We start from the raw sequence: 13,036 nt of genomic DNA on the forward strand, positions 1-13,036 counted from the left end.
CAAAGGGATCAGACTGTAAATCTGACGGCTCTGCCTTCGAAGGTTCGAATCCTTCTCCCTCCACCATCATTCAGAAAGCCCGGCCTTGCGCCGGGTTTTCGCTTTCTTGCCCACTCACACTTTCCGCCCTTGTCAGATCTGACAGTTGCAATTGCATCCCACCTTGCTCATCGTGGCATCATCAACATCAGAGTGTTCACATCATGTTTGAAGTCTGGGATGAGCATGGCCACGCAACAGGTCTGACACTGCAGGCACTCAAAATCAGAATCAGCAACGACTATCAGGGCGATCTGATGGTGCGCTACAGCAACAAGCTGGGACTCCCCACGACTCTTTTTCTGACGGTTCACAAGGGAGTGGCCTACCAGCGCTTTAAAGCGGGCTCGCCAAGACTGGACTGGGAGTGGCTGGCTGGGGCTGGTAATGGCCATACACCCCGCGATTTTATGAGTGAGCAGTTCCCCTTATTTCAGTTCTCCCTCGACAACAACTGACTCTTCATACCGTTCGCTTAACCCCCTCAGCTCCCCGATGATTTGCTGTAATTGGGCACGAAATCCGGTCAGCTCATCAGCACAAGATGAGGACCCGAGCTGGCGGATCTTCTCTTCCAGTCGCCATGCCTCTTCAGCCAGCTGCGGCGCCATCATCATGCTGATGGTCCCCGCCTGACGATGCACCCAATTCGCCAGTGCCTTGTCATCCTGTGGCTGCTGCACCATCGCTTGCTCAAGCTCTTGGCGAAATAGCGGAAACATCTGCCGTAACTTGTCACCTTGGCCAAAAAATGCCTCCATGGCCGCGACATCAATCAAGGATGGCGATGGCAGGATACGCCACTTTTGCAGCATCTGACGCAAACCATCCAGCAGCACCGGCTTGCCCAGCAAATCATCCATGCCGGCGGCAAAGCAGCGTTCAGCCTGCTCAGGCATGACATTGGCCGTCATGGCAATGATCAGCAAGCGCTTCTTATCCTCCCCAGCCCGTACCCTGCGCGTGAACTCATAGCCATCCATCACCGGCATCTGACAGTCACAGAGCACCAGATCATAGGGATACTGCGCGACCATCTCGAGGGCTTGCTGGCCGTGCTCAGCCAGTTCGCAGTTCAGCTTGAGCTGCCCGAGCTGGCGTATCACCAGCTGCTGGTTAAGGGGATTATCTTCCACCAGCAGTATCCGACAGGGCAGCATGGACCCACGCGCAGCGCTATTGGGCATCAATTGTGAGGCGGTCTCATCGCTCAAGACCAGCTGGCGATAGCAGACTTCCCGCACTGCATGCCAGGTCATGGGATTGCTGTTGAGAATGTAACCCTTCTCATCACTGCGATAGCCAAGAGGGGTTGCCAGCGGCAGCACCCGGATAACGCCCTCAGCCGCCAGGTCATGGTCACTGAAACGCAACTGAGCATTATCAGGGGGCGACGTTCGCGTGACTCCCAGCGCGTCAAGATGCAGTAACAGGGTGTGACACAGCTTATCGTCATGCAGTTCAATGCTGGCTTGCAGGCCATTGAGACGGAGATCCGGCTCTCGCTTTACCAGAACAGGCAACGTGACTGTCAAGGTGATAAAAGTGCCGAGCCCCGGGGCACTCTCCAGCCGGATCTCGCCCCCCATCAAGGTGGCCAGGGTCTGGCAGATACTCAGCCCCAAGCCAGTACCACCATAACTGCGGGTGGTAGAGCTCTCCGCCTGCTCAAAGGCATTAAAGATCCGGTCACGCGCTTCGGGTGTCATGCCGATGCCACTGTCGCGCACACCGAAGCGCAATTGCTGTTGTCCCTCCCCCTGTGCCAGCAGTTGCACCGAAATCTCGATAAAGCCCCGCTCGGTAAATTTGATGGCATTGCTGACAAAGTTGAAGAGGATCTGACGCAAACGCAGCTCATCGCCGCTTACCCGGGCCGCAACACCGGCATCAGCCCACAAGTAGACACGCAACCCCTTGCGGTGTATCTCGCTCACCGTCATGGTCAACACACTGTCGATCAGCTCACGGAGGAGAAACGGGGTTTGCTCGAGCTGCATCTTGCCTGCCTCCAGCTTGGCATAGTCGAGCACATTGTCGATCAGTGCATGCAGTCCTAGGGCACCGCGGTTGATGATCTCGACCATCTGGCGCTGCTCCTGAGTCAGCTCGGTGAAGGTGAGCTGCTCCGCCATGCCGACGATACCATTCATGGGGGTGCGAATTTCGTGGCTCATGGTGGCCAGAAACTCCCCTTTCATGGTCGCCGCCGATTCCGCCCGCTCTTTCGCTCTGGCCAGTGCCAGCTCCACCTGCCGACGTCTGGTAATTTCCTGACGAAGGCGCCAATACGCAATGCAGATAACCAGTATAAAGAGGGTTATACCCGACCCCAGCGGGATAAGTGTGCGCATCAGTTGCTGCCATGACACCCCCTCGCTGTAGTTCAAAGCCAACCAAGTATTGCGGATCTGCCGTCGCTCCTTGTCGCTCATGCTGGCCAGCACCCGATTGACCAAAGGCAAGAGAGGGGTATAGGGCTCACGTACCGCTACCACCAGCTCATCCTTGAAGGGCGAAGGAGCCGCAATATTAAGCTGGTCTTCAAACTGATCCGCAATGAGTCGCGAGACTACCACCAGGTTGCCGATATAGGCATCCCCCTCACCAGCCGCAACTGCCGCCAACCCTTCACTGGCGTTGCTTGTCACCTTAATCGTCACATCCGGCAACAGCGCCTTGATCTGTGGAATTAACATACCGTCGGTCAATAGCAGTCGCTTGCCTGTCAGGTCCGTGATATCTCCTATGGTGGGCGTACCGCTTGCCGTCACCAATACCATGGGAAATGATGCGAAAGGCTGGCTGGCATGCCAACCCATCAACCTGTCGATGATGCGGGTTGGCAGCACAACAAGATCGACATCATGATGCAGCAACTGTTGTTGAAGATCAGGCCAGCTCTGAACCGGAACCCTGCTGTAAGCCAAGCCAAGCTTCTCTTGCAGCAGCGCCAGATAGTCAACTACCATTCCAACCAGATTGCCATCCCTGTCACGATAGTAGAAAGGCATCCAATTGGGACTCAATCCTAACTTCAATGGTGGCAGAGCCGACAACCATGCTCGCTCATCAGGGCGCAGCAAAAAATTACTGTGCCCCATAAAGTTGGGGACCAGGTTCTCCCCCAACCAGCGCTTCTCAAGCTCGCTGCGGGTCTCGACCGTCAACGCCTGAATGGCAGTATTAAGCTGGGTAGAAAGCGTTTGATTCTGGCTGGCAACAGCAAGATGAAGGGTCTCCATCAACAGGGGAGACTGTGCAACAACCGCCAGCGCAGGGTGACGCTTGATAAACAGGTTGGCTACATACAGATTGCCGATATAGACATCCGCTCGCCCTTGCTCCACCGCCTGCAGTGCGCTGCGAGTATCTACGAAGAGCCGCGGTATGACCTTCGGATAGTGCAGCTTGACCAGCGTCTCGGTCATAAAGCCCTTTTCGATGGCAATGCTCGCAGACTGTAACCGGCTCACGTCGCGAAAGAGGGCGCTGTCCTGACGCACAACTACCACGGTCGGTGAGGTGTAATAGGGCAAACTGTAGGTGACACATGGGCGTCCCCCAGCATTAAAAGCATCGAGCAAGAGATCAATCTTGCCACGGCAAATATCCGCATACATGGCATCCCAGTCAGGGTAGGCATGCCAGGCAATCCGGTAATCCAGTTTTTTAGCTAATTGCTCCATTAATTCCACGCTGAATCCAGCGGCAACCTTACCATCCCATCGCTGAAATGGAGCCCATCCTCCTGCTAATATACCGACTTCAATAGTGGCAACCTCAGGCGGCTCAGAAGCCTGTAACACAGGGGTAAAGAATAAAGAAAATCCAAAAATAATGGTAATTTGACTGAGCAATGACTTTATTGAGCAACATATCGACATAGTGGTTTACATATTTTTACAAATCAGTGTATGCATATAAAAAACAGGGATCGTACGGTAGTATATCAATGTCAGCTTTGATAGCCTTAATTTTACTAATCGCATCAAGAGAGACTCACTTATGACCTTTAGGATTATACTTTCCGATGATCATCCATTGATTTTAGCTGGTATCCGTAGCCTGATTGAAAAAATAACCCCACGCTGTGATGTCGTAGCAGAGGCATATAGGGTTTCTGATTTGTATATTTTATTAAGGCAACAGCCATGTGACTTGCTGATAACGGATTTCAGCATGCCGGGTGATAGTCGCAGTGATGGCCTCGTAATGGTACAGCAATTACGCAGAGAGTATCCCAATTTGGCGATCATTGTACTGACACAACTCCACAACAATGCAATATTACAGGCTCTGCTTCAATGTGGGATTAGTGGCCTGATATTAAAAAAATCTGTTATCACTGAGTTATCAGAAGCCATTCGCCAAGTGCTGCTTGGCCACACTTATATAGGTAAGTCTGTTAAAACCCTGCTGACTGAGGCCGGCATATCTCGTCACACCGATCTCACCCCGCTTACACCAAAAGAGAGCGAGGTAGTGCGTTTGCTGGCCAGTGGCATGTCGGTCACCCAGGTAGCAGAACACTTGAATCGCAGTGTGAAGACCATCAGTACACAGAAAAAGAGCGCCATGATGCGCCTAGGCTTGCAAAGCGATAGTGAACTGTTTTTTTATGCACAAAATAACGGTTTAGTTTAATATTACATACCACCAACAGGTATTGTTGCATCGACAATTAATGTCACAATGCCTTTATATGTAGCTCCTGGTCGCTTCCTCATTTCATCAACTTTAGACTGTTCTATTTCAAATAAGAAAAAATCATTGGCACTTTCTTTACTATTCTTAAATGGCACTTTCACGGATGGACTTAAAATAAACTTCCCATATGCATTATTACGTGAAATAACAATTGGTACTCTATGGCTACCAGAGCGATCTCTTATTTCACATTGCCCGCCCCCCACATGTGTATACTGGCACATCAAACCGATCCAGAAAGGCGTATCACTTGATATTCTCACAGGTAACCTTGAGTTTAATACTGTAGGCAATGTGGAATTCCACCAGCCTTTAGGTGGCGTCAAGACAACTGTATTACTACCATGAGGAAACTCTACTTTCATTTGATTTCTTACAACTAAAGATATATCCATTTCGATAATTGATGGTGCTCTATATGCCGAATTACCAAGATCAAGATCTTTGTTTGATGAACCAATAGTAAGTGTCACTCTTCCTTGGTATCGACCATTCGGAATAGTATCTATGTTATCAGCAGAAAGTTTATAACCAAAATAATATTTACTTATTATCGCATTGATCCTTTTAATTGGGTTTGGATATATTTTCGTGTAACATGAACCCCCATTTTTTTGAGCGTTGGCCGCGATTGAATAAAATACTGTTTTGGTGCTACTCGCGGTATCTCGATCAACTAGGGAACAGTTCGAGTTAGGATGCGCCTGATATGCATCACCAATATCCACCCCTACATTTTTTAGAGTATAGCCGGTATGAGTAAAGGAGAATTTCATGTTCACTTTACTGCCTGTGGGACTAGTCAGTGTGACAGATTTTTCTCTAGGGAAGCTATGGAAAAAAAATCGGTCCCATGCATTACTACCTCTAAATATTGGTTTGTCAATATCTGCATCCACAGCAACCACTCTAGACACATTATCATCACAGAAATAAGATAGTGGTAGTTTTATACAAGGGTCTGTAATTCTAAATTCATTTTTTCCAGGGTTATCCCGTGATTGTGAGTATTCTGCATTGACCTTCAAAACGACGGAATGCGCCATCGTAAATGGCATCATAAATATAAATATAAAAATTAATGTTTTAATCATATTTAACTGAACTCAATTTTGTTTCTAAACTATGACAGGCTAGATCACCTAAAAATAGTATTCTGCTATTTATTGGTAAAGTGGGGACATCGACAACAGTCTCACACTGGCTAATGCCGTTTATCTCCATTTTCAAGATTGGATTGCGGGCGCTCATCTCAACGGCAAAAAAACCATCCACTTCACTCATGGTTCTACCTGCATGATTGACAACCATTGCCCCCTTCAAAGGAGCCCCCTTCTCATCCAACAGACGACCAATGACTGTTACCGTCTTCATGACGTGAACCTGATGATAGGCCACCCCCCCCTTGTTGAGGTGATAAGGCAACACGTTGGGGCGAATGCTCACCGAGGGGGCATCATGGCCAGCCAGATCCAGCTCAACAGCACCGCTGCGATAGGCTGCTACGGGTATTAGGTTGCGCCCTGGCCGCAACTTTAAATTACCACCCTGATCGTCATCGGCACGCAAGATCAGATCAGGCATATCGGACTCCAGATCCACTATCATGCCCGCCTCATACCCCTGAGATTGGCCGGTCATGGTCAGACTGCCCTCATCACCAAACGCCAGGGTGCTGTCAAGATTGAGCCCACCGCTCAGAGTACGGTTATAGGAGGAAGACAGCAGGTAGGCATCACCACTGACCAGATCCCCCTGAAACCTGGCATAGCCTGCTGTGCCGACGCCATAACTGTCAGTTGTCAGATTTACCCCGACGCTCTGCAGGGCCCCCCACTCCAGTAACTGCTGGTAACTGAGAGATCCGTTACGCTCTTGCCCGCCGGAACGGGAGGTTCGACTACCTATACCGACAGCCAATTGACTACGTTCTCCACCCAAGTTCATGCTTAGAGAGAGCATACTCCCCCTGTCCCTCGCGTTATCGGTACTGATGCTACCTGGCCGGTCAAATACCGTCAGGTTCCAGCTCACCGTCTGACCGAGTAGCTCGCCGTTGTAACGCCAGCCCAGATCAACCCCCAACCCACGCTCCGCCTGATGTGCCAAATATAGGTTGGCAAAGTGTCGCTCGTCGAGCCGCTGCTGCAACGATATATTGCTCTGCTTGAGGTCGTGACTCCCCTCCCAAACTGGCCCTTTCTGGTGCTGCTGCTGGTGGCTGAGCACCAAGCTACCCTCGCCATAGTGATACAAGGCCTGCAGATCGAAGCCGCTTCCAAGTTCCTGTGTCGACATCAGGTTACCAAACAGCCGCCACTGATCATTCAGGCTCCAGTCGGCAGAAAGGCCGTGCTGCCAGCGCTGGTCGATATACTGGCTGGATGCCCCGACGATCACGGAGGGAGTGAGCAAATAATTGAGCATGATACCGCTACTTAGAGGACTGGGAGTGTCCTCTTCCAAGTTGCTGAACAGGCGGGTCTGCTGGCCAGCAAACAGGTTGAAACGCCATGCCTCATCAGGGTTTTGCCAGTTCATCGGCTTGTAGATCATCTCGCGCCGCCGTTCGGTAATCTGGCCATCTTCCAGCACACGCAGTTCCACCTCGTAGATCCCAGCAGGAAACACCTTGGTGTCCAGTGCCTGCAGCCCCGAACTCACCTGCTGCGAGTTAATGAGCTGCCCATCCCGATAGATCTCCACCATGCCGGGCCGGCTCGGGGTGACATAGACAGGAGTGGTACTGGCCTGGCCTTGCTCTATCAACAGGGTGTCGGAGTCCCCCAGCATGACACCCAACACGGTCGGGGTTCCCCCGCCAAACAGGGTAGGTTGACGCACCAAACCTTGTGCATAAGGCGAGAAGTAGCCCAACCTATAGAAGTGCCCCTTTCCTTCATGCTCGGCATAAAGTTGCTGTACATGGTGCTGCGCCACCTGCCCATTTCCTGACCGGCTCACTTCTCCCTCAAACAGCGGAGTCCATTGGCCTATGCTTCCCTGTGCAATTAGGTTGTAACGGCCACTACGCAGCTCACCTTCCTCCTGGGTCAGGTTCAACTGATGGCGCAATAGGGCGCCATAGCTGCCCCCACTGGGCAGATTGTAATAACGGTTCTGCGGCTGTCCCTTCTCGGCACCGGCCGTCAGCACCGACAACTGGGAGTTCTCTAGGCTGTACTCCAGCGCCAGCACTTCGTCAGCGCATGGATTCTGACATGGGCCCAGTCGATGGGATGCCTCCAGCGCCTTGGTCCAACGCTGACGGCTACGCTCGTCCAGCTCACTTTCATGGCTGCTGGTCAGAGCCAACAGTTGTACGCTGGTGTCTTTGCCCAGCACTATCTCGCCTTCCCCCAACAACTGCCCATCCACCAGAATGCGCACCGCCAGCGGGACGCCGAAGAAGTGATCGGCAAAGCCATCAGGCAAACCCTCTACTTGTTGCAACAGATCAAGGGGTTGTGCAACATGCCTACCCGTGGCCCAGGCAGGTGCGCAAAACACAACCAGGATCAACAGGAAAGAGAAATACTGCATGTATCTATCCCACTTCTTCTAAGCACAGACAAAAAGGCTCCCTTGATGCAGGGAGCCTCCATCAATCGGTTTATACGCCGCCTTTGGGTGCTTCTCCTTTGGGAGCTTCCGACTCAAAAATCATGTTGACCACACCTTGGTAGTTACCTGGCTTATAACCCGCGACAGGAGCATCCGCCGGGATCACTTCCAACCCGAGCAACTTGCCGGTCTTGGCATCATCCGCCTTCATAACTTCCACGGATGTTGTCCCCAACGTGACCCCACCAATTTTTACGGTCAATGCGATGTTGTCATTACCGCTGGCCATCATGGCCGGATTGGTCAAATAACCGGTAATTGCTCCGATTGTGCTTTTTACATCCAACTGCTTGGTAAGCTTGTCCAACTTTTTGGTATATGGGTTGTAAGCCAGCTTCTGCGGTACGTTCATCCAGTTGTCACCGCCTGTCGGCTGTACATAGAAAGCCTCACTCGGGATCTGAGCCGTCACTGTAACCTGATGCTCAAGACGTTCAGCAGCAATCAAATTGGCTGACACCAGCATGGCCAAAGGGACTGCTATCCATACTTTCATTACTCTCTCCTTTTTGGGAATATGAAACATCAGTGACCAATCACGATGCTTCTGCTCTTATCACCCTCTATCAATGAAAACTGATAGAGGTGATTACTCTTTTTGACTAATTGTTTAGACATGTTTGGCAACAAATGAATCTTGCTTGGCGTTGAACAGTTTTTTCCCCGTGAATCACATTCTTCAAAAAAATCCAACACTATAGTGGTATTTCCTTTATTAATGACTGTTGTCGTGGAATCCTCTTTTATAAATTGGGTATCAAATAGACTTTCTTTAGGCATGACAAAGACAATTGTGCCAAAGCCAGTCAATATATTTACACCCGCAGAAACTGCCTGCTGACTCTCTGAATCTATATTGGCCCCCAAGTCAAATCCATCCTCCTGTTTTGGCAAAACAGGAATGAAGCGAATTCTGAAGTAACGTTCCTTGTCCCGCCCCCCCATATATAATAGTCGGGTAGCCTGCATGCCATTGGCCGGAATAATCATGCGAGAGGGGCTAGCAATCAGCGGCCGAGGCCCTTCGGTCAACTCAGCCAACTCTGATGGTTTTCCCATCTCATCGTAGATGATCTCGTGGATTGCCACCTTAATAAAGGCAGTGCTATCGCCCTGATTACGAACCCGTTTTAAATAGGTACTTTGCTGGCCATTCATATAGTCATACAAAGTTCCTATATTTATTTCAGCAGAAGCAAAAACATCTTTATTAAAGAACATCAAAATAATGAATGCAGAACATATTTTTTTCATGAGCCTTCCACTAATTTTTAATGCAGCATGATTCTTAACTCTTCGATTTCGAAAAGAAAAAGCATATAACTGTATCTAGTCTATTGAAGTTCACAAATTACGTTAATAAGAGAATTCCTATTTTGATTACAGGCGCACTCTTATTATCAGATGATTCCTACAGGTCATTCTGCTATCCCTGTTGTATTATGCGCCCCTATGTCTATCAACAGGTAAGCGCCATGTTTGCGTTCAAAGAAGAGTTTTCGGTCGGTGACGTGGCATCCCTGGCAACAGCGGATATTGCCATCCCCTTCTATCAGCCGATCGTTGACCGGAACAGCCAGATCATCGGCTTTGAAGCGCTGGCCAGACGCTGGGAACCCCGCCAGCAGCGCTATCAGGGGATCGACTTTCTCTCCCTCAGCGATGAGGAGTCCCTTCATCTGGACATCGTCATGCTCAGAGCGATTCTGCGCGACCTGCCGACGCTCGCGCAGAGCAGCACCAGTCTGCTCTCAATCAACCTCAACCCGACTCTGAACAGCCCCACCTACCAGAACCTGTTGTTGCTGGTACTGATCCAGGCGCGCAAGGTAGGGCTCGACATCTGGTTCGAGGTACTCGAGCACGCCCCGCTACAGCACAAGGAGCTGGCCCTGATTGAAGTGTTGCGCAGCCACGGCGCCCATATCGTCTGCGATGACTTTGGCACCCAGGAGTGCAACTTCCAACGGGTGCTGGCGCTGCCCTACGAGATCATCAAACTGGATCGCTCCCTGTTGCTGCAAGCGACCAAGAGTAGCCATGCACTGCGGATGCTCACCGGTCTGGTAGAGTACCTGCAGCGGCTCGGCACCAAGGTGGTGTGCGAGGGAGTTGAGACCCAGCAACACATCGAGGTAGCCAACCTGCTCGGCTGTGACTATCAGCAGGGTTATGCCCATGCCATGCCATCTCCCCTCTCCCGCTGGGCCTGAGCGGCTGTTTCATTTCGGCATCCTGTCGGCTCGCGCAGCCAACAATTTCCTGCCAAATTGCATGATGACGTGGGGGCGAGTACAATCTCGCACCCCGAATATCCGGCGCATCTTCTTTCGATAACCCCGGATATGCCGTCATCGGGTCGCGCTGCATTGAGCATCCTCTCGGAGGGCATCTTGCACCGCAACTCAACCACTACGACGCCATCAGGTGGCGTTGTCCTGATTTGCAATCAGACATAAAGAGTCCGACATGTTTAAACCAGAATTGCTCTCCCCCGCAGGTTCCCTCAAGAACATGCGTTACGCCTACGCCTATGGCGCCGATGCAGTCTATGCCGGCCAGCCCCGTTACAGTCTGCGGGTGCGTAACAACGAATTCGATCACGAGAACCTTCAGCTCGGCATCAACGAGGCTCATGCCCTCGGCAAGCAGTTCTATGTGGTGGCCAACATCCAGCCCCACAACTCCAAGCTCAAGACCTTTATCCGCGACATGCGTCCGGTGGTGGAGATGAAGCCGGATGCGCTGATCATGTCAGACCCCGGTCTCATCATGATGATGCGCGAAGCTTTCCCTGATATGCCCATTCACCTCTCGGTGCAGGCCAACGCGGTCAACTGGGCCACGGTGAAGTTCTGGCATCAGATGGGCTTGACTCGGGTCATCCTCTCCCGCGAACTGTCGCTGGACGAAATCGAGGAGATCCGCATGCAGGTGCCGGAGATGGAGTTGGAAGTCTTCGTTCACGGCGCTCTGTGCATGGCCTACTCCGGCCGCTGTCTGCTCTCCGGCTATATCAACAAGCGCGACCCCAACCAGGGCACCTGCACCAACTCCTGCCGCTGGGAGTACAAGGTTCACGAAGGTAAAGAAGATGACGTGGGCCAGATCGTCCACCGTCAGGAGCCCATCGCCGTGCAGAAAGTTGACCCGACGCTGGGCCTCGGCAAGCCGAGCGATGCACTGGTGCTGCTGGAGGAGTCCAACCGCCCGGGCGAGTACATGAGCGCGTTCGAGGACGAGCACGGCACCTACATCATGAACTCCAAGGATCTGCGCGCCGTCGAACATGTCGAGCGCCTGACCAAGATGGGCGTCCATTCGCTGAAAATCGAAGGGCGCACCAAGTCTTTCTATTACTGCGCCCGTACCGCCCAGGTCTATCGCAAGGCCATCGACGATGCGGTTGCAGGCCGTCCGTTCGACCGCAGCCTGATGGGCACCCTCGAAAATCTGGCCCACCGCGGCTATACCGAGGGCTTCCTGCGCCGTCACAACCACAGCGAATACCAGAACTACGACTACGGCTACTCCGTCTCCGACACCCAGCAGTTCGTCGGCGAGATCACCGGTCGCAACGGTGACATGGTCGAGGTCGAGGTAAAGAACAAGTTCCTGGTGGGCAACAGCCTGGAGCTGATGACCCCGCAGGGCAACCTCAGCTTCAATCTGGAGCTGATGCAGAACCGCAAGGGCGAGCTGATCGACACCGCACCGGGCAACGGCCACGTGGTCTATGTGCCGGTGCCGAAGGAAGTGGACGTGAACTACGGCATCCTGCTGCGCAACCTCGGTGAGCGTCAGGATACCCGTCAGCCCCACTCGGCCGCCTGAGATGGCACTGCTCATCACCGACAAGTGCATCAACTGTGACATGTGTGATCCCGAGTGTCCGAACCAGGCCATCAGCCTGGGTGAGGAGATTTACGAGATCGACCCCAGTCGCTGCACCGAGTGCGTCGGTCACTATGAGAAGCCGACCTGTATCAGTGTCTGCCCTATCGACTGCATCATCTGGGATCCCGCTCATGTGGAAACCGAAGATCAGCTGATGGAAAAGTTTGTGCGGATGCATCGGCAGTAACCTCGGTATCAGCATCAGCAACTCACAGGCTGCATCCTCCGGGAGCCCGTCCATATGATGAAACCGCAGCGCTGCTGATGAAGAAGTTTGTACAGATGCACCGACAGTAAATGCAACAAGGCCGGGAAATCCCGGCCTTTTTTGATCCCGCCATCATCTCCATGATGGCTATTTTTTGTTTACCAACCGGTGCAATTCATCCAGTTCCCGCTGCGCCGTCAGCAAGTCGGTCTGTGCCTGCTCCAATTTGCTCTGCTTGTCGGCAATCTTGTCCGGCTTGCCACTGACTCTCGCCTCCTGCAGCTCGAGCAGACGCTCGTCCACCTTGCCACGCAGCTTGTTAACCCGCTCTTTCTGCTCCTTGAGCAGACCTTCATCGGTACAATTGGCCTTGATATTGCGTGCGGCCTGTTCCAGCCCGGCAATCTGCCCGGCGTTGTTGTGTGCTTTGGCAAACACCAGCTGGTCGTTGACGGCCTGCAGACGGGCCTTGCAACCGACCGCCTCACTGCCAAAGGCCTGACCCGCCAACAGCAGCAAGCCGGCTCCCAATACTTTCCACATCTCGATTCATCCGGT

At 52.2% G+C, this 13,036-nt stretch carries 11 protein-coding genes; 5 read left to right on the plus strand and 6 right to left on the minus strand.

The features are described 5' to 3' along the window. Positions 1-203: 203 nt before the first annotated feature. Positions 204-497 carry a hypothetical protein gene (locus G5229_RS05575; RefSeq protein ID WP_216953101.1) on the plus strand — a complete coding sequence of 98 codons (294 nt, stop codon included), beginning with the start codon at positions 204-206 and terminating at the stop codon, positions 495-497. On the opposite strand, the gene G5229_RS05580 is transcribed toward G5229_RS05575, so the two are convergent. Then, complete coding sequence (locus tag G5229_RS05580; RefSeq protein WP_421208757.1) at positions 468-3,926, minus strand: ATP-binding protein; 3,459 nt, start codon at positions 3,924-3,926, stop codon at positions 468-470. The genes G5229_RS05575 and G5229_RS05580 overlap by 30 nt on opposite strands. 121 nt (positions 3,927-4,047) lie before the next feature. Here G5229_RS05580 and G5229_RS05585 point away from each other — a divergent pair, with 121 nt between their 5' ends. Beyond that, the gene (locus tag G5229_RS05585; protein WP_421208758.1) at positions 4,048-4,686 is read left to right on the plus strand and encodes a response regulator; all 639 of its coding nucleotides are present in this window, start codon (positions 4,048-4,050) and stop codon (positions 4,684-4,686) included. 2 nt (positions 4,687-4,688) lie between these two features. Here the strand turns inward: G5229_RS05585 and G5229_RS05590 are convergent, their stop codons facing one another. From G5229_RS05590 to G5229_RS05605, 4 genes are all read right to left on the minus strand, one after another. Then, positions 4,689-5,843, minus strand: coding sequence for a hypothetical protein (locus tag G5229_RS05590; RefSeq protein ID WP_421208759.1), 1,155 nt, complete (start codon positions 5,841-5,843; stop codon positions 4,689-4,691). Beyond that, complete coding sequence (locus G5229_RS05595; protein ID WP_421205244.1) at positions 5,836-8,292, minus strand: TcfC E-set like domain-containing protein; 2,457 nt, start codon at positions 8,290-8,292, stop codon at positions 5,836-5,838. The genes G5229_RS05590 and G5229_RS05595 overlap by 8 nt, the downstream gene beginning before the upstream one ends. A gap of 70 nt (positions 8,293-8,362) precedes the next feature. Continuing rightward, a complete protein-coding gene (locus G5229_RS05600; protein WP_421205242.1) occupies positions 8,363-8,869 on the minus strand; it encodes a CS1 type fimbrial major subunit in 507 nt (168 codons plus the stop codon). Positions 8,870-8,898: 29 nt separating this feature from the next. Next, positions 8,899-9,627 carry a hypothetical protein gene (locus G5229_RS05605; protein WP_421205240.1) on the minus strand — a complete coding sequence of 243 codons (729 nt, stop codon included), beginning with the start codon at positions 9,625-9,627 and terminating at the stop codon, positions 8,899-8,901. Positions 9,628-9,848: 221 nt separating this feature from the next. Here G5229_RS05605 and G5229_RS05610 point away from each other — a divergent pair, with 221 nt between their 5' ends. The 3 genes from G5229_RS05610 to G5229_RS05620 all read left to right on the plus strand — a co-directional run bounded on the left by G5229_RS05610 (position 9,849) and on the right by G5229_RS05620 (position 12,457). Then, entirely contained in the window at positions 9,849-10,586 is a 738-nt protein-coding gene (locus tag G5229_RS05610; RefSeq protein ID WP_421205238.1) for an EAL domain-containing protein, read from the plus strand. A 256-nt stretch (positions 10,587-10,842) separates the two neighbouring features. Continuing rightward, positions 10,843-12,207, plus strand: a complete 1,365-nt coding sequence (yegQ, locus tag G5229_RS05615) for a tRNA 5-hydroxyuridine modification protein YegQ (protein ID WP_421205236.1) — start codon at positions 10,843-10,845, stop codon at positions 12,205-12,207. A gap of 1 nt (position 12,208) precedes the next feature. Further along, positions 12,209-12,457, plus strand: a complete 249-nt coding sequence (locus G5229_RS05620) for a YfhL family 4Fe-4S dicluster ferredoxin (RefSeq protein ID WP_005334896.1) — start codon at positions 12,209-12,211, stop codon at positions 12,455-12,457. 168 nt (positions 12,458-12,625) lie between these two features. Here the strand turns inward: G5229_RS05620 and G5229_RS05625 are convergent, their stop codons facing one another. Next, entirely contained in the window at positions 12,626-13,021 is a 396-nt protein-coding gene (locus G5229_RS05625) for a DUF1090 domain-containing protein (protein WP_421208760.1), read from the minus strand. Between the last annotated feature and the right edge of the window lie 15 nt (positions 13,022-13,036).

The organism is Aeromonas sp. 602396 (assembly GCF_049173735.1).
GTDB lineage: Bacteria > Pseudomonadota > Gammaproteobacteria > Enterobacterales > Aeromonadaceae > Aeromonas > Aeromonas veronii_A.